The organism is Pseudomonas sp. HAR-UPW-AIA-41 (genome assembly GCF_002304225.1).
Lineage (GTDB): Bacteria > Pseudomonadota > Gammaproteobacteria > Pseudomonadales > Pseudomonadaceae > Aquipseudomonas.
The window spans coordinates 44,535-69,124 of sequence record NZ_NSLB01000007.1 but is presented as its reverse complement, the minus strand read 5'-3'; the positions used below and the strand labels follow the sequence as shown (position 1 = coordinate 69,124).

Sequence of the window (24,590 nt, the reverse complement as noted above, 5' to 3'; positions counted from 1 at the left end):
TAATTCGCCCCCTCACCTGACCCCATGCCGGTGACCACTCGACCGATGGCGGTATCCGATCTGAGGCCCTGCGCTATACCAGAACCCTGGGGACTGGTTTGACGCGAGAGCAGGGGGCGCCATGAAAAGAGCCATCGAGCAGGAGACGTTGCAGGCGCTGGTCGAGACCGGAGCGGCGCGAGCCGGTGAGACTCTGGCGTTCGCTGACGGCGGTGGGGCGATTTTGTGAAGGCGTGGGGATCAAGGCGCTAACAGTGGAACTCTAAACCACTGGAACATCCGCTCCAGTCGCAGCTGCCGCATAGCGATCCAAAAGCGGCACCTGACAACGCGTCTTCAAAGCTTTGAGGCGCAGCTTGTAGCGCTCCCCATCGGGATGACCGCAAGCAATCAGACGTCCGACACGCCCCATCACACTGCGAAACGTCGGTTCTAACTGTGCCCAACTGGCGCCTTGGCTTGCTTGATCTTCCGCCTGCTTAACCGCGGCACGAATAGCTTTACGTTCTGCCTTCGGCAGACCCGGTGCCTCATTGAAGACCGAAAGCCCAGTGACCGTCAGCGGCTCATAGCCCGCCTCCACTTTCGGCTTCGCCAAAAGCGATTGACCGCGCTTGCGGATGTGCAGCTTGGTGCGCTTCTGCTGACAACCTTTCTTCGCCAGCATGTCGGTCACTGCCGCGACCAACCCCGTCAGTGCTGAACGCTCCAGAGTCGTCATGGCAGAAATCGTAATGTCATCGGCAAAACGGGAATACTTAAGGCCTCGCGCGTGCAGGCGAGCCACTAGAGCAGGCTCAGTATCCCAAAACACCAAGTTGGCCAGATAACCACTGGTGCTCGCGCCCTGGGGAACGACGCCGTGGCGGGTGGTGAGCAACGCCAGTACCTGAGCCACCTCGTCAGAAAAGCCGAAGAGTCCGGAAAAAATCTGCTGCACATGCTGCACGCCGATGGACGGAAAGAAGTCCTTGATGTCCTGAAGCAGGATTGTTTTAGCCTTTCCATGTATCCGGGCATTGGAATAGATACTCCGGCGTGAATTGGGGTCTTTGATCCCACCGTGGAGGTAGTCAGGGTAGCGAACCCGAGCCAGAAATTTATCGACGATTTTGCGCTGAACCTTCTTCAGTGGTTCGTGAGCATCGTACGTGTGTCGCACGCTTCCATCTTTCTTGGTTTGTGGGACATGGCGGTACAGATTTGAGCTGCGTTTGGCGAGGCTCAGGAGCAGCTCGACAGGCTCTCCAAGCGCCAAAGAGAGGGCCTTCAGGCTGTGAATGGATTTGCAGGGGTAACGCGGAGCATCCATGTCCTATCCCAAAATGACGTGAGGCCGATCATCTGGATCGGCCTCACTGGAATTCGAATGATGTGGTTTGTTGCGTCATGAGGCGATTCCCCCAAGGATTTCCCCCACCTTGAGGAGGAGGTAATCCCAAGCGGATTCCGGGTCTTCCAGGATCCATACCGCAAGGCGCTGAAGGCCAACTTTGGCAGCAAATTTTGCCACCTTCTTCAGCCATTTGACTCCTTTACGTTCCGGCTCTTGGCGAGGCTCGGTTCCACCTTTGAGGCGGGCATCTTCAATGTTGTGCATGTGCTGATCGGTACGACCGACAGCGTTCTTCAAACGTTTCATGGTTATTGCTCCAGACGGGCGAAATTGCCCCGCCGCCAAGCACTTCGGGCCGAATGGAACTTTGAAGATGCCGCTACAAACCACAGTTCTGCTTATCAAGAATTGATAAGCCGTCCGCCGCCTTACTGTCGTTTAGCCGATGAAGCCTCGCTGATAACCACGTGACGTTTGCCACGTGACCCTCAGCGCTGAGCACATCGGGGTGACGACAGGTTGTGGGGCGAAGGTAGCCCTGGAGAACACCAGAGCTGGTCAGTTTCCTAACCACCAACTGCAAGCCCGATTCATAACCATGTTTAAAGAGCACCTGGGCGGTAACACCCAGCCAGGCTAGTTTCACAGAGCCAAGGGGCAGATTTCAACCTCATCTGACCCGATGATTCAGGCAGCATTGGACATCACTGCGTCGCAACCGATACCTGTCCCAAACGTTTACGTACGAAAAGTCGACAGGTCGATGACTCCAACACAAGCCGGTAGTGTCATCATCAACACGACCTGGAGGTGTCCGATGTGGATGATCAGCTCAATTGATGCAGGAATGCTCGCTGCTACCCTGGGCGGGGTGCTTTGGTTGCTCGCTCGAATTGCCTACGGCCCGGCGGAATAAACTCGCATCCCTAGGAGTACAGCCAAACGCCCAGCTCATCGAGGTTGCTCACCACAATCTGTTGGGCGCTAGCCTTGGTCTGCACTTTGTGCGGATCGATCTGATAGCGCTGTAACACGTATTGCACCAGCGCCCCGCGAGTCGCCACTTTCAGCTGCCCAGCCTGCATCCCAAAATCCAACTCGATGATGCTGCGTTGGTCGGGTTTCAGCCGAGGATCAGGCTCTATCACCACTTCGACCTCACTATTCCAACCATCATCCGCGTCGCGGCCTTGGTCGGACTCACCAAGCACGTCCAGCTCACCCCTGAAGCGACTCAAGACAAAGTCCCGGTAGTCGCGGTTCTTTTCACAGTAAGCCCGCACGTGCCAGCGCATGCCGGTATAGACAAGGGTGTGAGGTGCGATCAGGCGTGTTTCGGCCACTGGGTTGGCCAAAGAAACATAGTCGCACTCCAGGCGAAGTCCCTCACGACAGGCACGCAACAGCGGGCGCAAGACTTCAGGCCTAACCGAACGATCCGGCACATTCAGAACTTCGGTATGCGCGTAAGCCAGCGCTAGGCCTTCGATGTGTGGTGCCCGCTCGCTGTTTTGGTTCAGTAAATGCAAGTAGGCACTTGCACTGTCATCAATAAACAGCGGGCTGAATCGGCGACTGGGTACATAGCCTTTGATGTGCTTGTCGTAGTCCAAGTTGCCGGGCGCGTGGTCAGCCAGATAGCTGTTGATGTCTTTCGAAGCTTGTTGCCGGCTGATACCGAAGCTCTGCATCAAATGCCCCGTGGTGAGTCGCCCCTCCCAAAGCGCGATGGTCTCAATCAATCGGTAACGTAGTGCCAGATCCCAACGAACGCTGGTTATTGATTGCTTACGCTTCATGCGAGGGCATCCTGCTCAGAAAGTTTACCTGTTCATGTAACCAATATTTCTATGTCGCCAAACCTTACATAAGGTTTACCTGGCAGTTCAATTCGATCTGCGGAAATTTCACGGGAGGCCACATGGAACCGTGGGTTCATGGAGAGCTAGCTGTTCTTACCCTCGTGTTCCAGGGATTGATTTTCCTGGTCATGCAGCAAAAAAATCTGGTCATCCAAAAACTACTGAGAGGTCAGGCCCACATAAGTGAGTTACGCCGCCGCACGATCATTGGGCTAGAGCATGAAAACGCAGAACTGAAAGCCATGCTTAGAGCCCATGAGGCCCAGTTGATACAGCTTTCGCGACGCATCGATGTGAGCGAATCCAGTAGCTAGCGAGTGCTGGCCATGCGGACAAGAAATTAATGTTTTGGTTGCTGTTTGCCTTTACCCACAAGGTCGGTCTGGATAATGTGACTGACGACACAAGCCACACCCCGAAGAGGTAGTGGTAACCCTACGCTCCAAAATTTGCGCAGAGCGGGCGGTGTCGTCACGGAGTCGGTATGGAAATGGATTGGGAAGCGCTTTTAGACGAACTGTGGAGCTATGCCGCATCGGATCCAAATGAGCTGGATACGAAAATCCGCGCATGCTTGAAAGGTCATTCCTCAGAGGGCCTGCTGCAAGCCGTAGCACTTCTAATTTCACAAGGGCAGCACGCCACAGCCCGAACGCTTCTCAGTGAGTTCCTCGAAAACCACCAGGCTGCGGATGAAATCAGACGCCGCCTTGAGCTCATTCTGCATTTCAAAAAAAGCCGCGCCCCCCAATCCCTTTCGCTCAAGAGCAAGCAACACAACAAAGAGACGCTGCTCAAAGACGTCAATCAGCTCGTCGCGGCAGGCAAGTTACAAGCGGCTGAATCACTCCTACTTGAAGCTATCGATACAACTGAAGAGCCTGACTACCTAAACCTACTCAGCCGCGTATACATGCTGCAACGCCGCCCCATTGACGGGGCCAAGGCGATGCAACGTGCGCTACTGCTAAAACGCCAACAAGAAGCCTTTGTCGAGCTCGCTCTAGAGCCAGAAGACGATTTACCTACAGCTAGTGACCTAGCCTTCCTCAATAACTCAGCCAAATCCCTGGCCACACTTGAAACATCATCAGAGCCCGCAGGCCAGGCATCGTCAAAAACCGAGGAAGACTCACTCAATTTCATTCAGCACGCTGCCGCTGAGCTTCCTCCTTTAAACCAAGACAATTGGTGGGAAAACTCAGCAGGCCCTGCTGCCAATGAAACCCCGGCACTCACAGATGAAAACCAAGTAATCGATGAGGCAGCGACATCACCAGCGATTAAAGACTCGCCAGAGGAACTAGAAGTCTCTGCGCCAGTCCCTAAAAAGGGCATTCTCAAACTTGTCCTGCCAAGAAAGATAAGCGAACCCGGCCAAGCTCAAGCCAGCGTCAAGATATTCAAAAAAGCCGGGCGATCTCTGAGCATCAACGATACATCGCCCTTGAGCTCACCAGCGCCATCAGAGCCTGATGACTGCCCTGTACACCAAGAACCTGCTCCTCAAACTGAAGAGTTACCAATCACTCTTCCGATTCAAGACGAGCTCCTAGATGAGCAAGACGATTACGACGACGATCTTCTAGACACTGACCTTGAGCTAGAACTAACTACTCCGGTTCAGATGGGTTTGGGGCTTGAAGATCCCGAGGATGAGCTCGACCTCGATCATGATCTGCATGATCTGAGCATCATCGAACTGGGAACAGAACGCGAAGAAGATAGCAGCAATAATCCGGATGACTTCCGTGATCTAGATGATGACTACGCCGCGTATGCATTTGACCCGGATGAGGTCTTCGACAACCAAGAACCGATAGCTGCCGAATCCAATGACTGGCTGGCAGACAAGCTTACCCGCGAAGATCGTGCACTTCAGAAAGCAGCGGAGTTGATTGCAAACGCCAACTGGCCTCTCAGCACCTTGCCTTTGATTCAGCAGATTTTTGTCATGAGCGGCTGGGGCGCAACTCGCCTTGCGTTGGAGAGAGAGATCAAAAAAGGCCTCACTCCTGGTGAGTTGATTCTGGCTGCGCACATCAAGGTGATCTGGGCTGAGAATGACATCTACTGGATCGCCTTCGATAAAACAGGAAGTAGCCGCCTGTCCCATGACGTTCTGTCCTGGCCGACAGCTCTGCTGATCGTGCGCTCCTTTGACTCTCTTCCCCAAGTAGAAGAGATCGAGGTGTTCCTCGAAAACCTATTTGCATCCTGGTACGAAAACAGCACATTGCGCCGCGCGTTTAAGGCCTTTGCACGCTATCTATGGTTCAGGTTCGCCAATCTGGAAGGTTGCTTGCCCGCCAGCCAGCACTTTGACTTTTGTGATCCCCGTGAACTACCGGCAGAGGAATACAGTGATCTGGGGCTTTGCGACACGCTAGAAATCGAGAAGACCAAGCTCCTCAGAGCTTATGGTGTTTTCCAAACCAAGCACCCACAAGAGCCCAGCTGCTACCTGAGTGACCAGCCCTATATCAGAGAAATAGAACCAAGCAAAAAACAGCACAGCAAGACTGACGCTGAGGACAAGGAACTTCTGATAGCAATTGAGGATGACGACGACAGTATCAACGATGGTATTGGTCAGGCCGTGCCTCAATGGTCAGCTGCGTCACTCACTTCCGCCTTGCACAGGCTGAACACCGAAGAGCCTTCACTCAGTATTGAGCCTTAACGGATAAAGGATTAACTCATGAAGTCCCTGAGACTTACCCATGTTCCTGGTTGCTGGGTCAGCCAACCACTGCCTAGCGGTCAGGGCGAACGCCGGGGCATTGTCAAAATGAGTGTCGCTAAAGAAGCTGAAGATCAAATTCAGGTTCACTGGTTCATTCCTGAGAAGAGTCTGACCTATGTCGATGCATCTGCCGTGCGCTCGGGCTTTCAAAATGGCATGGACGTGGTCGATGACACGCCAGGTACTGGAGTTCGATCACTAGGGCAGGGTGTCATCATGCAGCAGCGCACCTTGGCGGGCAGCGAGCAGGTATTGGTCGATTTTCCTGAGCGTGGCGAGCGTCATTGGCTGCCCTATCAATACCTGCGTCAGGTGAAGGGCGTTAAGCATCGGTTTGTCACTGCCAGTAAAGGCGAAGCAGTCGATGCAGAACGCATGCGACTGCGCATGCTCGCCCAAGCCATCAAGGTGTGGAATGAAAACACGGGAGCCCTTTCTCACTTAGAGATTGAACCGCTGCCTCATCAGATTCACTTGGTGCACCACATCCTCGCCTCCGGCAACTTCAACTGGTTGATCGCGGACGATGTGGGTCTTGGGAAAACCATTGAGACCGGCATGCTCCTGCATGCACTGAGGCAACGAGACCTGGTCAAACGCATCTTGCTGGTTACCCCTGCTGGCCTGACGAAGCAGTGGCAAGAAGAGCTCTATCACAAGTTCAAGATCGAAGACTTTGAAATCTATGGTGAGGACTTTTTCATCAACGAACCTCGCCAATGGAAGATGCACGACTGTGTCATTGGCTCCATGGATCGACTCAAGCAGGAAGGTCACCTGGAGAGTCTGCTCCAGGCAGAGCCCTGGGATCTGGTGATATTTGACGAAGGCCATCGACTCAGTCGTCGTCAGTACGGGCAGAAGCTCGACAGCTCGGAACGCTATGACCTGGCTAAAAACCTACGCAGTCAAACCAAGCACATGCTGTTGCTGAGTGCGACCCCTCACCAAGGCATGCAAGACAAGTTTGTCGCTCTACTGGAGCTGCTTCGCCCCGAGCGGCGCACCGATCTCATGGCACTCAACATCAAGCCAGAAATCCTGCACGACATGGTGTTCCGTAACCACAAGGCCGATGTGACGGATGCAGAAGGGAACTTCATTTTCCAAGGCAAAATAACCAGTGCCTTGCAGGTACCCAGCAGCACTGAATCCATCGAATTCGATAAGACCCTCCAGAACTATCTGCGCAAAGGCTATGACGCGGGCGAAGCACTGGGACGAACCGGTAACGCCATTGGCTTCGTAATGACCGTCTACCGCAAGCTAGCAGCCTCCAGTGCAGCAGCTATTCACCGGGCGCTGTGCAACCGCCTTCAGCGCCTGCTCGACGATGAGGCCAACGGACTCTCAGATGAAGAGCCCAGAGACCAACGTTATCTGGGTGAATGGGAAGAACAGTTCACTAGTGATGCCCGCGAGTTCTTCGCCGGTGAAGTGCAGCTGCTTAAAGACCTGATTGCCGAAGCAGAAGCACTGAAAGCAAACGACCTCAAGCTGAAGCTGTTTATCGAAGACATCATCGGCAAGATTCACGCTGCCAATGCCGACGAGAAGGTGCTGATCTTTACCGAATACCGCACCACTCAAAACTATCTGCGCGAAGCACTGGCTGACCACTATGGCAGCGACCAAGTCGAGCTCATCAATGGCTCCATGCAACATGCTGAGCGACGCGAAGCCATCAAGCGTTTCGAGGAGCAAGGCCGCTTTCTGATTTCGACCGAGGCCGGTGGGGAAGGCATCAACCTCCAGAGCAAATGCCACGTCATGGTCAACTATGACCTGCCCTGGAACCCAATGCGCCTTGTACAACGCATTGGCCGCCTGTACCGCTACGGGCAGAAAAAGAAGGTTGTCGTGTTCAACATCCAGCAAACCGACAGTCTGGATCAGAACATCGTCGACCTGATGTACGAGCGAATCGACAGCGTGGTGACCGACCTCGCCGAGGTGCAGCGGCATGAGTTCAACGAAGGCCTCAAGGATGAAATCCTCGGCGAGCTGGCCGAGCTGATCGACGTAGAAGACATCCTGCAACAGGCGACAAAGCTCGGCATAGACCGTACTCGTGAACGCATCGACGAAGCGCTAAACCAGGCACGCACGGCTGCCGCTAAACAGCGAGAGTTGTTTGCCCATGCCGCCACCAGCGACCCCAATGAACTGCGTGACGAGCTGGAAATCACCGTCGATCATCTCTACAGCTTCGTCCTTGGGATGTTCGATCAATTGGGAATTGAGGTCGCTGAGCGCAGCCACAAAGAACGGTTGCTGCGAATCCGACTGTCCGAGCAGGTAATGCGCGACATGGGGCTATCCCCAAAGGCTTCGCAGCGTATGGATGTGACCTTGGATCGCATGCTGGCAGCCAATCGCCCAGACACCCACATGCTCGACCTCAACTCCAAGCTGATGCAGTACCTGCTGGGCAAAGCCTGCGAGTACGACTTTGGCGGTCTAGCTGCAATGCTCAAAGCACCAGAACTAGAAGAGGGTGCTCTGCTTGGAGCCATGCTGCGCTGGCAAGGCCCACAGGGTAAACGCATGCGGCAGGAGTTTGTGGCCATTCAGGTTAGCGGTGGCAAAGCCAAACTGAACCCTGCAAAAGCCAGCCAATGGCTCCTGAGCCCTGCCGAACACAGCAGCCTTATCCCCGACCCTGAAGCCTCTAAAGGGCTGTTCAAGGTTGCAGAAGAAACAGCTAACCAGCGACTGGCTGATGCCAGTAACCGCTACCTGATACCCGAGAATTTGGACTGGGCTGCCGCAGGCTGGACGCAGCAGCACTGAGTTCACACACTTTAGGCCTAAGCGCCGCACTGTTTTAGTTAAGGAAGAACTTCATGAGTCAACACGACGCCAACCTGCACGACCTGATCCTTCAATTACTCCCGAAGGACGGCAGCAGCATCGGCAATATCAAGCTTCAGCAGCAGCTGACCGAGGCGGCGGCATTCAGCTTCAGCGAAGAGGACTACTGGCGTGTTCGCGATGCCTTGATTGCCGATGGTGTGCTGGGTAAAGGCCAAGGCCGTGGTGGCTCGGTATTTCTGGCTCAGCCCTCCGCTAGCAAGCCTGCATCCCTAGCAGACCAGGTAGTGGCCAAACATCGTCCACAGCCTGAAGCCCCTCAGGCGACTGCGGATGCTGCTCTAGGCGCAGATCCTTACGCCACCTATCAGTACGACACCAAAGCCACCAGTCGCCCAGATGTCGGCGTGCAAGAGCAATTCAATGCCAGAAAGCCGCCCAAGCAGTATCGCTACGACTCCAGCCTGGCCCCCGAACTGTGCTGGGATGAAAACGCTGAGCGTGACTTTGCTGAATGGCTGCTCAACCTGGTAGCTGAAGCCGCAGAAAAAGGCGAGGCCAGCGTCTTTACCGAAGAACAGGTATGGAAAGGCAATGGTGAACGCTTTAACAGCCTGAGCCAGTGCGTGGCACGCCTCAAGAGCCTTACCCAACCCTTCCTCAATTGGGCAGGCAAGGCTGAACGCCAACAGATAAGCGTCCCAACTGTGCCGCTGTTTGTCCATGAGCGGCATTCGACGCAAAACATCCTGAAGACACTCGAATCCCACCGGGCCGCCGGCACCATGCTCGATTTGTTTGGCGACAACGCCGACAAGGACATTGCCGACCAACTCGATGCCTACACCCATAAGGAACAATGGGCCAACCGCCTGATCCTCGGGGACTCCCTACAAGTGATGAATTCCTTGCTGGAGTATGAAGGGATGGGAGGGCAGGCACAGGTTTTTTATTTTGACCCTCCGTACGGGGTTAAATATGGCTCAAACTTCCAACCTTTCGTAAGAAATCGAAAAGTTGAGCATGGTAAAGATGAAGAAATGATACGCGAACCCGAAATGGTTAAAGCCTATCGAGATACTTGGGAGCTAGGACGCCATTCATATCTTGCTTATATACGTGACAGATTAAACCTGGCAAAGGATTTAATGACTTCGTCGGCGAGTATATTTGTCCAGATCTCTGACGAAAACTTTCATTTGATTAGAGCTGTCATGGATGAAGTATTTGGCGAAGAGAACTTCGTAGCAGTAATTAACTTCAAGACTATGATGCCCCTTGAGTCGGGTAAAATTGAGTCTGTCGTAGACTATTTATGCTGGTATGCGAAAGATAAGGATTTGATGAAATATCAAAACCTTTGGATGTCTAAGAATGTTGGGAAAGGTAGCGAATTCGTATTCGCAGATACCCCTGATGGAGGGTATAGAAAATTAACCCCCGAGGAAATCAGCAATTTTGATGAGACAAAATCAAGGTATCGAGTTTTCAAGCGCTCTGATCTAACTTCATCAGGATATACAGCATCTTGTACTTTCCCCATTGATTTCAATGGGAAGACTTACACAACAAAACGCGGAAAGAGTTGGCGAACAACCCGCGATGGAGTTCAAAATCTCATAAAGCAAAATAGACTTTTCTCGTTAGGAGAAAAGCTTTACTTTAAAATGTATCTCTCAGATTTTGGCCTTTCATCTCTGACTAACCAATGGACTGATACAATTGAGTTTGGTAGCAGATCTTATGTGGTGCAGACTACACCAACAGTGATTGAACGCTGTATTCAGATGACAAGTAGCCCCGGAGATCTAGTTATTGATATAACTTGTGGATCAGGCACTACTGCATATTGTGCAGAGAAATTGGGGCGACGCTGGATTACTTGCGACACTTCTAGAGTGCCTCTGTCATTAGCCAGACAGAGACTACTTACTTCTACATTCCCTTGGTTCGAGTTAGACAACCCAGCTAGAGGCCCCTCTGGTGGATTTGTTTACAAGCGCAAAAATAATCGCAACGGTGAGGAGGTTGGTGGCTTAATTCCAAGGATTACGCTGAAGTCCCTAGCTAATAAACTCGAACCTGAAACTGTAAAAGTTGTTGATAGACCGGAAACAAATACAAAAATCACACGCGTCTGCGGCCCCTTCACCGTAGAAGCCACTATCCAAGCCGCTCACTCCCTAGAAGTAGAAGGTGCCACCCAGGCAGCGGAGCAAGCCGCTGGCTACAACGCCCGCAGCTACCTGGATCGCATGATCGATATTCTGCGTCGCAGCCATAATCTGCGCCTGCCGGGTAATCGCAGCCTGAAGCTGGAGCAGGTTCGGGTACTGGATAATGACTTCCTGCACGCCGAAGCAGTGGATGAGCAGGAGCAGCGTATTGCTATCGTCTTTGGCCCTGAGGACGGTGCGATCAGCTCAGACCAGGTATTTGAAGCAGCCAGTGAGGCGTACTTCCTCAAATACAGTCAACTGTTCTTCTTTGGCTTTGCTATCCAGGCCAAGGCCCGAGAACTGGTGGATGACCGCAAGCGCCTGCGTTTGCCCTGCACTTACATCAGCGTAACGCCGGATGTGGCGATGGACGATCTGCTTAAGACCAGCCACACCGACCAGCTGTTCTCCATAACCGGTCTGCCGGATGCGCGCATTGTGTCTGCCGGGCTGCGTGATGATGGCCGTGCGATGTACCAGGTAGAACTCTTGGGGCTCGACACCTTCCGCCCTGACACGATGGATACAGAGTCGGTTGAGCCGGAAAACCTGCCATGCTGGATGCTCGATACCAGCTATAACGGCATGGCCTTCTGTGCCAGCCAGGTGTTTTTCCCGCGTACCGGTGCCTGGGACAACTTGCAAAAGTCCCTGAAGGGCCAGTTCAACGACAGCGTATGGGAACACCTGGCCGGCACTACCAGTGAGCCCTTTGTTGCCGACAGCAAAGGCCTGATCGCCATCAAGGTGATCGATGAGCGCGGTAACGAGCTGATGCGCGTGTTGAACGTGGCGGAGGCAGAGTAATGACCGGACGTACCGCCGTACCGGTCAGCGAAGTACCGGAACCCATTATCAACTCACCTTATGCGGAGCCAACTCATCACTGGCAAGTGGCAGTCGGTAAGTCACCGGTCAAGGCAGAGGGCCGCCGCCCGGCTTACTACTTTTACCGGGTGCCAGAAGGTGCCGGTACTGGTCGCAAGAACAAGCGGCAGGCCGAACTGCTCGGTGAAACTGATGTTGGCTCCCAGGAAGAGCTAGGACAGGTCAACCTTATCCGTCAGCGCCTTAATGAATGGCGAGCGGGTAAGTTGACGGGCACACCTTATGACGGTGCCTCTCGGATCAGCAAAGAGCTGATCGAGCTTTGGCGGTCTGAGGATCGAGGTCAACGTCTGTTCTTTGCCCAGATAGAAGCAGCAGAAACTGTCATTTTTCTGGTGGAGGCCGCAGAGGTCTACAAGAAAGGCCTCCTAGGCATTCCCAAAGACGAGCCTGGCCCAGAGGGAAAAGCGAAAGGCCTGCGCGCCTTTACCCGTTACGCCAACAAGATGGCAACCGGCTCCGGTAAGACCACTGTGATGGGGATGCTGGCTGCCTGGTCGATTCTCAACCGAGTGGCAGCACCGACCGATGATCGCTTCTCCGATACGGTGCTGATCGTTTGCCCCAACGTCACCATCCGTGAACGCCTCAAGGAGCTTGACCCGCTGTTGGGCGATTTATCGCTCTACCGCACCCGCCAGTTAGTGCCCGTACAACGAATGGAAGAGCTGCGCCGAGGCGAGGTGATGATCGCTAACTGGCACAAACTCGCCAAGCTGGAGAGCAACACCGTCAATGGTGACTCGGCCAAGGTGGTGAAGACTGGTGAAGCGGTTGAGATCACCAAACAGTCGGGTAAGGACAAAGGCAAAGTCGAAGTTAAATACTTTGAGTCAGACGCTGCCTGGTTCAAGCGCATACGCCAGGAGTTGGGCACAGGTCGCGGTCGTAGCCCACATTGGTTGGTGTTCAATGACGAAGCACATCATGCCTATCGTCGTGGCGATAACATTGATGACGAGAGTGAAGCCTCACTCGAAGATGACAAAGACACTGCCAAGAAAAACGCCAAAGAAGCGACCATCTGGATCGAAGGCCTCGACCGTATCAACAAGCTGGCCAATGGCCGTAAGAACGGCATCAACCTCTGCATCGACCTCTCCGCCACGCCGTTCTATATCCAGGGATCTGGCAATGAGGTCGGAAAGCCTTTCCCCTGGATCGTTTCCGACTTCGGTTTGCTCGACGCTATTGAGTCCGGCCTGGTGAAGATTCCGGAACTGCCGACGGCGGACGTGGGTGGCACTGAAGAGGCTGCCTATTTCAACGTCTGGCGCTGGGTGGAGGCCAAAGCTGAAGAGGACGGTCACGGCAAGAAGCTCACTCCTCAGCTGGTCATGAACTACGCCAGCACACCGATTACCTTGCTTGCCACTGACTGGCACAAGAAGTTCCAAGAATGGGAGCTACTCCATAAAGAGAAGCAACGTTATCCCATTCCTCCCGTTTTCATCGTGGTTTGCCGTGATACCAAGGTGGCGAAGGAAGTCCATGGTTGGCTAGCCGATAACGAAGGCGGCTATGGCGAAGCACCTGAGTGGTTCCGCAATGAGCCGGGTCGTGAGGTCACAGTGCGAGTCGACTCCAAAATCGCGGAGGAGATGGAGGCTGGTAGTGGTAGCGATGAGGTAAGGCGTATGCGTTTTATCCTCGACACTATCGGTAAAGCCAAATGGCCGGGCGATAAAGTGCCTGAAGAGTGGTCAGAGCTGGTGCGCAAGCACAATGACAAGCTCAACAACGATGACGATGAGCAAGAGGACGATACTCAAGACTTGCAATGGATCGACGAGCGCATTCCGCCTGGTCGAGACATTCGCTGCATCGTATCCGTAGCCATGCTGGCGGAGGGCTGGGATGCCAACACTGTGACCCACATCGTTGGATTACGTCCGTTTGGCTCACAGCTGCTCTGCGAGCAGGTCGTAGGGCGGGCATTACGGCGTGCGAGCTACGTTGTTGATGAGGAGACAGGGCTCTTCACAGAGGAAACGGCCAAGGTATTTGGTGTTCCATTCGAGCTCGTTCCCTTCAAAACACGGTCTGTTGGCCCTGCTCCTGTACAACGAGAGCAACACCATATTTTCTCAATGCCAGAGCGCGAGCAGTACCGCATCGATTTCCCCATCGTCATGGGTTACCAAGAGGTCAACCAGTTCGACGTCGTGGTCGATTGGACTCAGGTAGCTCAGGTCACCATCGACCCGATGACACTGCCGACAACCGTTCAGGTTGGGCAGATGGTGGCGCCGGATGGACACCTGACGGCTTTTGGCGCTGGTAAGAAGTCTTCCGTGACACTGGCTGAATGGCGCGCGCTGTTCCGCGATCAGCAAGTCGCCTTCATTCTGGCTAAAGAAATCTGTAAGCAGTGGCGCACCGAACGTGGCGACAGCGTGCCAATAGGAACCTTGTTTCCAAAGGTACTGAATGCCTGTGCACGGTTCCTACGAGAAAAACTCGTGCTGAAGGGCGACTCTTGCGCCTGTGATGTATTGGCCAGCGGTAACTATACCCAGTCGGTAATCGGCAGCCTGTACAACGCGTTGCAGAGTGGTACCGAGGAAAAGCACGGGTTCTTGCCGGTCATTCCACAGGGTTCTGCTGGTCTCGGAAGCACGCTATACGTGGACTTTCATACGACCAAACCTATACGCGCAGTCACTAAGTGCCACCTGAACCTGATGGTGGCGGACACGAGTAAGTGGGAGCAGAGCGCAGGCTTCTTGCTCGATATCCATCCTGGCGTATTGAAGTGGGTAAAGAACGACCGTTTAGGCTTTGCCATCAGCTACCGCAAACAGAATATCAAGCACAGTTATGTGCCTGATTTCATTGCAGAGTTGGATATCGGGCTGAAGGTCATTATCGAGATCAAGGGTCAGTATAACGACGACGCGGATCTCAAGGCCAAAGCAGCTCAGCGCTGGGTTGACGCGGTAAACCGCAGCGGCGAGCACGGGCTATGGCATTACCTGGTGGTTCAGGATCCGTCCAAACTAGGTGTAGAACTCAATCAGTTGAGTTTGGAAAAGCTTCAAGGAAACGCGGCTTAACCTCTCACAACCAATGAGAAGGAATCTCCAGGGAGTAGTTCTTGGCCACTGTACTCAGCGTGGCCAGGATCTCTTGGTGGCGCACGGCATCTTCAGGCTGCCAGGATGTTTTCCGATCCAGCAGCCCCTTCAACTCGACCAGGTTGTACATCCCCAGCCGGTGAAAATTCCCCCAGCTGGGTATTCCGAACAAGTTGTAAATCACCACGGTGGAATCTCGCTCACTGGCCAGGCGTTTCTCGCCAACCAGCTTTTCAGCGGCTTCCTTGGCATCGTCATGATCGTCATAGGTGCTCAGCAGTTTCACGGTGTCTCTCTCTTAAAACTCACCTTCCATTTTACCGGATGGTTTTGGTAGTCAGGACAAGGAGTAAGTCATGGCAAAGCACGTCCCCTTCGCCAAAGCAGTCAACGTCGCAGAAGAGTGGGCATTTTCTCTGCTGAAAAACTCTCTCCCTGATCACTATTGGCTGCTGACCAACATCGAGCTGCTGACAGAAACCGGTCAGGCAATGGAAATTGATGCGGTCGTTGTTGGTGACTGGGGCGTATATTTGATCGACGTAAAGGGCTACAACGGGACGCTAGAGGCGGGTAAGGACGTTTGGCTACTGGATGGTCACCCTGTAGAGAACGCGTTGCGCAAGGCCAATCAGAACTCTCGTGTACTTGCAGGCCGTATCCGTAACCGAGCTGGAATTGGTTTGTACGCGCCATGGTGTCAGGGAGTGGTGCTGGTGACCGGTGATAAAGGTCATAGCATCTCGCTCATTAAGGATGAGCCCTCGTTACAGGTGTGGACTCCAGACACCATCACCAAGGCGTTGACCAGCGCTGAGGGGCTGACAGCCACCAAAGCCTACGAGCTGATCGATGCTCAGCGTGAACTTGTCCTCGCCACTCTTGGGCAATTGCGTCAGCAGATAGCTGAAAACAATAGATTCCAGCAGTACCAAAAAACACAGTGCCTGCTGGATCAAAATGGCCTTGAGCTATGGATGGCTGAGTATCGCCTGGAGAACTGGAACTCCAAGTGGATGCTGAAAATCGTTAACCGCCCCAATTGCACAAGCCAGGAGCGGCGCGAACAGCTGAAAACGCAATTGCGTGAGGAGTTTCGGCTACTGCAAGAGCTAGCTGGGTTAACCGGTGTGACCTATAGCGCACCGCTGATTGATGACGGTGAGCTGATGGTTTTGCCAATCAGCATGCCCAAGGGAAAACCACTTTCGCTGGTTGATCTCTCGGAGTATTCCAAGGAGTCAGCCAGGTCGACGCTGATTTCAGCCCTAACAGCGATCCAGGGCATCCATCGCCGTGGCGCCACACTGGGTAGGGTTTCCGCAAACTCGATCTATCTCACCGACGCGGGTGAGGTTTGCTTCATTGATGTACTAAACAACCATAGTGCTGGCGAAGACATCGACCTCATCACCTCACTGTTTAAACCCTTGATCGAAACTCTTCGATTAGCAATCTCAGAAAGCAGCGAAGCAGAAGGGCAGGAGGCCTCAGAGTGCCTATCACAGTTGATAGCGAACCTTATGAACGAGAGCGCCTCAACTGCACTGGCCTCGTCAGACGCTCCTTTTGCGGCTGAACCAGGCGCAATTCTCGACAATCGTTATGAATTGGTCGAACAGGTCGATGAAGATGCTTTTTCAAGCATCTGGCGGTCTCGTCACGTAGCTGGACGCTTCGATTGCGCGGTTCAGATCTACGACGATGCAGATGAAGTTTGGGAGTTGGTGGCTGATCAATATCATCAGCTCGCTCAGATTTATCATCCTGCACTGGAGCGGGTTTTCGATCTTGCTCGAATTCCCAGTACCGATGCTTATTTCATCAGTCGAGCATGGGCGAGTGGTGAGACGCTCTTTGACCAAGCGTCTATAAGTGCCGACGAGTTCCGGCACTGGCTGGAGCAATTACTCGCGGGCCTTGGCTACCTACACAAGCTGGGGTTCACCCACAGGAACATAACCCCCCTCAATATCCTAGTGGATGGCATCAGGGCAACCTTGGTTGGCATGAGCTCCTTGCCAGCAGAGGATCGTCGAGTAGGTGATCTTCGATATAAGTTTCCAGGCGTCATCGAGCATGGCTGGTCTCCTTTTGCAGATTTGTATGCGCTTTGGGCTTCATTGCTAGATGGCCTTCAACCCGGCGTATTGAAGCAAGCAGGGGGGGATCTTGAACGAGCGCTTGAGCAAATTACTCATCCTGCTCTTAATGAAGGACTGAAAGCCAAAGTAGCGAAACTGCTGAACGATGGCCCTGCATTCCATGCTGACGATTACGTTGTATGGTTTGGTTTGGAAATCGCTACCCAGCAAATTAAAGATTTACCTGAGGCATTCGCAAAAAGGTGGAGCATCAGCAAGGGGTACATGACGTTCATGGTTGTAGACATGCTGAACGATCAACGTCCCCGCATTCGCAGCCAATGGGTTCTCGATGCCTTAAGAACTAGGCGCATACCAGGAAACAAAACCAACAAAGCCTCGATGAATGCGACCTTCAGCAGAATGAAATCTGCCGGGATCGTCGAGGAGCACAAGACTAAGCATCGCCTGACTGAAGCCTTCTTGGTCGACTGGAACGCCTGTCAGTAGCTGCTCCAAAACTTAGCAAAAAGCCCCAGCGGACTCACGTCAGCAGGGGCTTCTACTTTCAAGCTACTGGCAGATTACTTTGGCAGAACCGCTTAACTTTGGCCGAAGTGGCAAATAACTTTGCCCACCTACAGCAGGGTGGCAGGGTGGCAGGGTGGCAGGGTGGCAGGGTGGCAGGGTGGCAGGCACATCAGCATGCGGTTCGTTTTAAAGAAGCCGCAAGCGTGTCGCATCGTACTGCCCATCAAGTCATCACTGATGGGCGATGCCCTTTTGATTGGCATAAATTGAAGCGCCCTTGCCGTCCTGCCGAATCTCCCAGAATTCGTCCACGCCAAAACGAGATTTTTCGCCTCATCCTTGTAGCTTCACTACACGGCTCGCCTGTGGGTGGTTGTGCGGCTATGCCTAAAAGACTGATCTACAAAGAAAAACCCCGGCGCTAGGCCGGGGTAGTGACAGAAATTGTCATGACAATAACTCGTTAAATCATGCCAATTAACCTGCCCGTCGACACAATCCTCAGACGTCGAGGTTGGACACCGCCAGAGCGTTGCTTTCGATGAAGTCTCGGCGGGGCTCTACGGCATCACCCATCAGGGTGTTGAAGATCTGATCGGCAGCGATCGCGTCCTCGATGGTCACCTTGAGCATACGGCGCACGTTCGGATCCATGGTGGTTTCCCACAGCTGTTCCGGGTTCATCTCGCCGAGACCCTTATAGCGCTGAATGTTGTGGCGCTTGGTGCTTTCCGTCATCAGCCAGTTGAGTGCGTCCTTGAACGTGGACACCGGCTTCTTGCGCTCACCGCGCTGGACGTAAGCACCGTCCTCCAGCAGGTTGTTCAGCTGCTCGCCCAGCGTGGTGACCGTCTTGTAGTCATTGCTGGCGAAGAAGTCACGGTTGAAGGTGATGTAGTTGGAGAGACCATGGGCCACCAGCTCCACCTCAGGCAGCCACAGGTGGCGCTCGCGGTCTTCACGCAGGCTGACGTTGTAGTTCAGACCGGAACGCTCGGCGTTCTTCAGGCGGGCATTGAAGCCGTCCAGCCAGGTCTGCATGGCGCTCTGGTCGCTCAGCTGCTCGACGCTCACGCGCGGCAGGTAAACCATGTGCTCGGTCAGATCCTGCGGATACAGGCGCGACAGGCGCTTGAGGGTGCGCATTACGGCACGGTAATCGTTAACCAGACGCTCCAGCGCGGCACCGGAAAGGCCCGGGGCGCTTTCGTTGACGTGCAGGCTGGCATCCTCCAGTGCTGACTGGGTCATGTATTCATCCATGGCCTCGTCGTCCTTGATGTACTGCTCCTGCTTGCCCTTCTTGACCTTGTACAGCGGCGGCTGGGCGATGTAGATGTAGCCACGCTCGATCAGTTCCGGCAGCTGACGGAAGAAGAAGGTCAGCAGCAGGGTACGGATGTGCGAACCGTCGACGTCGGCGTCGGTCATGATGATGATGTTGTGGTAACGCAGTTTCTCGATGTTGTACTCCTCGCGCCCGATACCACAGCCGAGGGCGGTGATCAGGGTGCCGACTTCCTGGGAGGAGAGCATCTTGTCGAAACGGGCTTTTTCCACGTTGAGGATCTTGCCCTTGAGCGGCAGGATCGCCTGGGTCTTGCGGTTACGTCCCTGCTTGGCAGAGCCGCCCGCGGAATCCCCTTCCACGATGTACAGTTCGGACAGCGCCGGGTCTTTTTCCTGGCAGTCGGCCAGTTTGCCGGGCAGACCGGCAATATCCAGCGCGCCCTTGCGGCGGGTCATCTCGCGGGCCTTGCGCGCGGCTTCACGGGCACGGGCGGCATCGATCATCTTGCCGACCACGGCCTTGGCTTCGTTGGGGTTCTCCAGCAGGAAGTCGCCGAAGTACTTACCCATTTCCTGCTCGACCGCAGTCTTCACTTCGCTGGAAACCAGCTTGTCCTTGGTCTGCGAGCTGAACTTCGGATCCGGAACCTTGACCGAAATGATGGCGGTCAGACCTTCACGGGCGTCATCCCCGGTGGTGGCGATCTTGAATTTCTTCGCCAGGCCTTCGGATTCGATGTAGTTGTTCAGGTGGCGGGTGAGGGCAGAGCGGAAGCCCGCCAGGTGGGTACCACCGTCGCGCTGCGGAATGTTGTTGGTGAAGCAGAGAATGTTCTCGTTGAAGCTGTCATTCCACTGCAGTGCCACTTCCACGCCAACGCCATCTTCATCGCGCTGCACATTGAAGTGGAACACCTGATTGACGATGGTCTTGTTGGTATTGAGGTACTCGACGAATGCCTTCAGACCGCCTTCGTACTTGAATAGCTCCTCTTTGCCGCTGCGCTCGTCCTTGAGGACGATGCCCACGCCGGAGTTGAGGAAGGACAGTTCGCGCAGGCGCTTGGCCAAGATGTCCCAGCTGAAGTGGATGTTCTTGAAGGTTTCATCCGACGGCTTGAAGTGAATCTGGGTGCCAGTGCCTTCACTGTCACCAACCGGTGCCAGGGGCGCCTGCGGTACACCGTGTACGTAGGTCTGTTCCCAGATTTTCCCGCTGCGGCGAATGGTCAGGACCAGCTCTTTGGAGAGCGCGTTGACCACTGAAACACCCACGCCGTGGAGACCGCCGGAAACCTTGTAGCTGTTGTCGTCGAACTTACCGCCCGCGTGCAGGACGGTCATGATGACTTCCGCCGCCGAAACACCTTCTTCCTTGTGCATGTCCACCGGGATACCGCGGCCGTTGTCGCGGACGGTGATGGACTCGTCGGTATGAATGGTGATGCTGATATCGGAGCAGTGCCCGGCCAGCGCTTCGTCGATGGAGTTATCCACCACTTCGAACACCATGTGGTGCAGGCCGGTGCCATCGTCGGTATCACCGATGTACATGCCCGGGCGTTTGCGTACGGCATCCAGACCTTTGAGCACCTTGATGCTTGTCGAGTCGTACGTGTTGTTTTCGCTCATGCCTACACTCCCACTGGTGTAATTCGACCTTGTTCCACGTGGAACATGGCGACCGGCGTATCCGTGCGCCAGCCATCCTGTAATAGTTCTTGGTCAACGCAGGTGATGAATACCTGACATTGCAAATCTTCCAGCAAGCGACACAGCGCCTGACGGTGCTGATCGTCGAGCTCCGAGGGAAGATCGTCGACCAGATAAACACAACGGCCTTTCTTGGCCTGATTGAGCAGATGGCCCTGGGCAATCCGCAACGCACACACCACCAGCTTCTGCTGGCCTCGCGACAGAATATCTGCCGCGCTGTGACTGTCTAAACGCAGGCGCAAATCGGCACGTTGCGGCCCGGCCTGCGTATGACCCAACTGCTGGTCCCGCGGCAAACTGGCGGACAGAACATCCTGCAGATCCCGGTCCTTGTCCCAGCCCCGGTAATAACTCAGGGTCAGCTCCGGCAGCTCTATCAACTGTGCCAGCGTCGCCTCGAACTCTGGCTTTAGCGCCTGAATATAACTTCGACGATAACCATCAAGCTCGTCGCTGGCCGCACAGAGTTCACGGTCCCAGGCAGCCTGCGCAACGGCGTCCAGTTTACCATGCCGCAGCCACGAGTTCCGCTGGCGCAGGGCTTTCTGCAAGCGTTGCCAGGCTGGCAGAAACCTTGGTTCCACGTGGAACACACCCCAGTCGAGAAACTGCCGGCGAACCTTGGGCGAGCCTTCCAGCAAGCGGAAGCTGTCGGGATTGATGAGCTGAATCGGCAGGGTCTCGGCCAGTTGCGCCGCACTGCGCGCATTCTGCCCGTCGATACGAATCTGAAACTCCCCCTCACGCTCACGCGCTACGCCGAGATTGCTCAGACGACCATCTTCCTGGCACACCTGACCGAACACGGTACAGCCAACCTGTTCGTGCTGGATAACCGGTTGCAACCGGGTGCTGCGAAAGGAACGGGCCAGCCCGAGCAGATGCACAGCCTCAAGCAGACTGGTCTTGCCGCTGCCATTGGCGCCAAAGAGGATATTGATGCGTGGGGAGGGGGAGATCGTCACCGGGTGCAGATTGCGCACCGCGGTGACGGAAACACGGGTGAGGGACATTCAGTCGGGATCAGAGGCGCATCGGCATAACGACATACGCGGAGTCGTCGTTGCCCGCTTCCTGTACCAGTGCACTGCTGTTGGAGTCGGAAAGGGTCAGACGAACCTGATCGGTCGTCATCACACCCAGCACATCCAGCAGATAGCTGACATTGAAACCGATTTCCAGATTGCCGCCGTTGTAGTCGACAACCACCTCTTCCTCAGCCTCTTCCTGCTCCGGGTTGTTAGCCTGGATTTTCAGCAGACCAGCCGCCAGCGTCAGACGGATACCGCGGTACTTCTCGTTGGAGAGAATGGCCGTACGGCTGAAAGCTTCACGCAGCGACTGGCGCTCGCCAATGACCAGCTTGTCGCCACCGCGCGGCAGTACACGCTCGTAATCCGGGAACTTTCCGTCGACCAGCTTCGAGGTGAAGGTGAACTCACCGGTGGTAGCGCGGATGTGGTGCTGACCCAGGACGATAGCCACTTCGGCTTCCTGTTCGGTGAGCAGGCGCGCCAGTTCAAGAATACCTTTACGCGGCACGATGACCTGATGACGACCTTCGTGTTCGATCTCGGCCTGCATGGAACACATGGCCAGACGGTGGCCGTCGGTAGCCACTGCGCGCAGCACGCCGGTGCTGACTTCAAGTAACATGCCATTGAGGTAGTAGCGGACATCCTGCTGAGCCATGGCAAAGCTGGTGCGCTCGATCAGTCGGCGCACCTTGGCCTGGGGCAGGTTCAGGGTGAACGAGCCCGGGCCTTCTTCGACAGTGGGGAAATCATTGGCCGGCAGCGTCGACAGGGTAAAACGGCTACGACCGGCTTTGACCAGCAGCTTCTGATCGTCGATGCGGATATCGATCAACGCATCACTCGGCAGGCTCTTGCAGATATCCATCAGCTTGCGCGCCGGCACGGTGATCTCACCAGCCTCGGCAGGCTCTTCAAGAGTCACCCTACCCACCAGCTCAACTTCAAGGTCGGTACCTGTCAGCGACAGTTGCTGGCCTTCAACCACCAGCAGCACATTAGACAGCACCGGCAGGGTCTGCCGGCGTTCCACGACGCCCGCGACCAGTTGCAGGGGTTTCAACAGGGCCTCGCGTTGAATGGTGAAGTGCATGGTCTAGTCCCTTGCCTCAAGGCGTAAGTATTGGAATCAGGTAGTCAGGGTACGCAGCAGATTCTTATAGTCTTCGCAGATGTCCGCGTCAGATTCCCTCAGCTCGGCAATCTTACGACAGGCATGCAGCACTGTGGTGTGGTCACGTCCACCAAAGGCATCACCAATTTCCGGCAGGCTGTGGTTGGTCAGCTCCTTGGACAAGGCCATGGCCACCTGACGCGGACGTGCCACCGAGCGCGAGCGACGCTTGGACAGCAGGTCGGAAATCTTGATCTTGTAGTATTCAGCCGTGGTGCGCTGGATATTGTCGATACTGACCAATTTATCCTGCAACGCCAACAGGTCTTTGAGCGACTCTCGAATCAGTTCGATGGTGATCGGCCGGCCCATGAAATGCGAGTGAGCAATCACCCGCTTGAGAGCACCTTCCAGTTCACGCACGTTGGATCGAATGCGCTGGGCGATGAAGAAAGCCGCGTCATGGGGCAGATCAACCTTGGCCTGGTCGGCCTTCTTCATCAGGATCGCCACGCGGGTTTCCAGCTCGGGCGGTTCGACCGCTACGGTCAAGCCCCAACCGAAACGCGACTTCAGGCGCTCCTCCAGTCCTTCGATTTCCTTCGGATAGCGGTCGCTGGTGAGGATCACCTGCTGGCCACCCTCAAGCAGGGCGTTGAAGGTATGGAAGAACTCTTCCTGGGAGCGCTCTTTCTTGGCGAAGAATTGAATGTCGTCGATCAGCAGCGCATCGACCGAACGGTAGAAGCGCTTGAACTCATTGATCGCGTTGAGCTGAAGAGCCTTGACCATGTCGGCGACAAAACGCTCGGAATGCAGGTAGACCACCTTGGCATTCGGGTTTTTCTTCAGCAGGTGGTTACCCACCGCATGCATCAGGTGGGTCTTACCCAAACCCACACCACCATAAAGGAACAGCGGGTTGTAACCGTGCTTGGGGTTATCTGCCACCTGCCACGCCGCAGCGCGGGCCAGCTGGTTGGATTTACCCTCAACGAAATTCTCAAAGGTAAAGGTACGGTTCAAGTAGCTGGTGTGCTTGAGCGCGCCTTCCACCTGAACTTCACGCTCGCTGCGCACCGGCTGCTTGGGCGCAACTGCCTGCAGCGGATCCTCGCCGCGTGCCGCCGCCTCGTCAGCCCCGGGCGTCTCGCCCCGCACCACGGTCACAGTGGGCTGCACATTGGCCGAGGCGGGGGCCACAGTAGCGTTCACTTCATTATTGGCCGGCGCAACAGCCGCCACTTTCGGGGCAGCTGCACGCTTGCTGCCGATCAGCAGTGACAAGGCCGGCACGCTGCCGTTACCTCGCTCGGCAAGCAGCTCCAGCAGACGTCCCAGATACTTCTCGTTGACCCAGTCGAGCACAAAGCGGTTAGGCGCAAAGACACGCAACTCATCCGCTGCGGCTTCTACCTGCAAAGGACGGATCCAGGTGTTGAATTGCTGGGCCGGCAGTTCGTCGCGCAAAAGCTCGATGCACTGCTGCCAAAGTTCCACAGACACGGACCATCCCCCAGGACAAGGCAAAAAACAGCCGCCATTGTAGCCCTGCGCGGGGCTAGTTATCCACACCCGAATGCGCGGCAAGCCCAAGTAAAATCAAGGCTTTATTCAGCAAATCAATAAACGGCGAAGGTTGTGGATAAGGCCTCCGGAGCTCCCCCTGGAAAGCTGTGCACAAAAAACCGCGAAACCGCCCTGTAGATAAATCGCCCTTTAATCCCCAGCTTTCCAGCAGGCTTGGCACAGTCCATACCCAGTTTTGACACTCACTTGTCCTGCGCTGGAAATCACGCTCCACGGGCGCTTGAACGACTTACCCACAGAAAGGGTGATGACCATTAAGCTCTATAAGTTCAAGCTCTTTTTCAAAGAG

14 protein-coding genes are annotated in these 24,590 nt (G+C 54.9%); 6 read left to right on the top strand and 8 right to left on the bottom strand.

Going from position 1 to position 24,590, the window contains the following annotated elements; all coding sequences use genetic code 11:
* Positions 1-262 precede the first annotated feature (262 nt).
* From CK486_RS13995 to CK486_RS13985, 3 genes are all read right to left on the bottom strand, one after another.
* Positions 263-1,312, bottom strand: coding sequence for a reverse transcriptase family protein (locus tag CK486_RS13995; protein WP_093985482.1), 1,050 nt, complete (start codon positions 1,310-1,312; stop codon positions 263-265).
* 75 nt (positions 1,313-1,387) lie between these two features.
* Positions 1,388-1,642 carry a hypothetical protein gene (locus tag CK486_RS13990; RefSeq protein ID WP_093985481.1) on the bottom strand — a complete coding sequence of 85 codons (255 nt, stop codon included), beginning with the start codon at positions 1,640-1,642 and terminating at the stop codon, positions 1,388-1,390.
* 620 nt (positions 1,643-2,262) lie between these two features.
* Positions 2,263-3,135: a YafY family protein gene (locus CK486_RS13985; RefSeq protein ID WP_095940924.1), complete on the bottom strand. Its 873-nt coding sequence runs from the start codon at positions 3,133-3,135 to the stop codon at positions 2,263-2,265.
* Between the two features lie 122 nt (positions 3,136-3,257).
* On the opposite strand from CK486_RS13985, the gene CK486_RS13980 reads away from it, so the two are divergent.
* From CK486_RS13980 to CK486_RS13960, 5 genes are all read left to right on the top strand, one after another.
* On the top strand, positions 3,258-3,512 hold the full coding sequence (locus CK486_RS13980) for a hypothetical protein (protein ID WP_176481713.1): 255 nt from the start codon (positions 3,258-3,260) through the stop codon (positions 3,510-3,512).
* 170 nt (positions 3,513-3,682) lie between these two features.
* A complete protein-coding gene (locus CK486_RS13975; RefSeq protein WP_095940923.1) occupies positions 3,683-5,881 on the top strand; it encodes a hypothetical protein in 2,199 nt (732 codons plus the stop codon).
* 438 nt (positions 5,882-6,319) lie between these two features.
* Complete coding sequence (locus tag CK486_RS13970; RefSeq protein WP_095941011.1) at positions 6,320-8,737, top strand: DEAD/DEAH box helicase; 2,418 nt, start codon at positions 6,320-6,322, stop codon at positions 8,735-8,737.
* A 53-nt stretch (positions 8,738-8,790) separates the two neighbouring features.
* On the top strand, positions 8,791-11,784 hold the full coding sequence (locus CK486_RS18330; RefSeq protein WP_095940922.1) for a site-specific DNA-methyltransferase: 2,994 nt from the start codon (positions 8,791-8,793) through the stop codon (positions 11,782-11,784).
* Positions 11,784-14,921: a BPTD_3080 family restriction endonuclease gene (locus CK486_RS13960; protein ID WP_095940921.1), complete on the top strand. Its 3,138-nt coding sequence runs from the start codon at positions 11,784-11,786 to the stop codon at positions 14,919-14,921. Before CK486_RS18330 ends, CK486_RS13960 begins: the two co-directional genes overlap by 1 nt.
* A 4-nt stretch (positions 14,922-14,925) precedes the next feature.
* Here CK486_RS13960 and CK486_RS13955 read toward each other — a convergent pair whose 3' ends face one another.
* Positions 14,926-15,228 carry a hypothetical protein gene (locus CK486_RS13955; RefSeq protein WP_095940920.1) on the bottom strand — a complete coding sequence of 101 codons (303 nt, stop codon included), beginning with the start codon at positions 15,226-15,228 and terminating at the stop codon, positions 14,926-14,928.
* A gap of 70 nt (positions 15,229-15,298) precedes the next feature.
* Here CK486_RS13955 and CK486_RS13950 point away from each other — a divergent pair, with 70 nt between their 5' ends.
* Positions 15,299-17,536 carry an NERD domain-containing protein kinase family protein gene (locus CK486_RS13950; RefSeq protein ID WP_095940919.1) on the top strand — a complete coding sequence of 746 codons (2,238 nt, stop codon included), beginning with the start codon at positions 15,299-15,301 and terminating at the stop codon, positions 17,534-17,536.
* Between the two features lie 522 nt (positions 17,537-18,058).
* On the opposite strand, the gene gyrB is transcribed toward CK486_RS13950, so the two are convergent.
* The 4 genes from gyrB to dnaA are packed head-to-tail and all read right to left on the bottom strand — an operon-like array spanning position 18,059 to position 24,217.
* Positions 18,059-20,479, bottom strand: coding sequence for a DNA topoisomerase (ATP-hydrolyzing) subunit B (gene gyrB / locus CK486_RS13945; protein WP_095940918.1), 2,421 nt, complete (start codon positions 20,477-20,479; stop codon positions 18,059-18,061).
* 2 nt (positions 20,480-20,481) lie between these two features.
* Entirely contained in the window at positions 20,482-21,576 is a 1,095-nt protein-coding gene (gene recF, locus CK486_RS13940) for a DNA replication/repair protein RecF (protein ID WP_095940917.1), read from the bottom strand.
* Positions 21,577-21,586: 10 nt separating this feature from the next.
* Positions 21,587-22,690: a DNA polymerase III subunit beta gene (gene dnaN / locus CK486_RS13935; RefSeq protein WP_095940916.1), complete on the bottom strand. Its 1,104-nt coding sequence runs from the start codon at positions 22,688-22,690 to the stop codon at positions 21,587-21,589.
* 36 nt (positions 22,691-22,726) lie between these two features.
* Positions 22,727-24,217 (bottom strand): chromosomal replication initiator protein DnaA, encoded by a 1,491-nt coding sequence (dnaA, locus tag CK486_RS13930; protein WP_095940915.1) that lies wholly within the window; start codon positions 24,215-24,217, stop codon positions 22,727-22,729.
* Positions 24,218-24,590 lie beyond the last annotated feature (373 nt).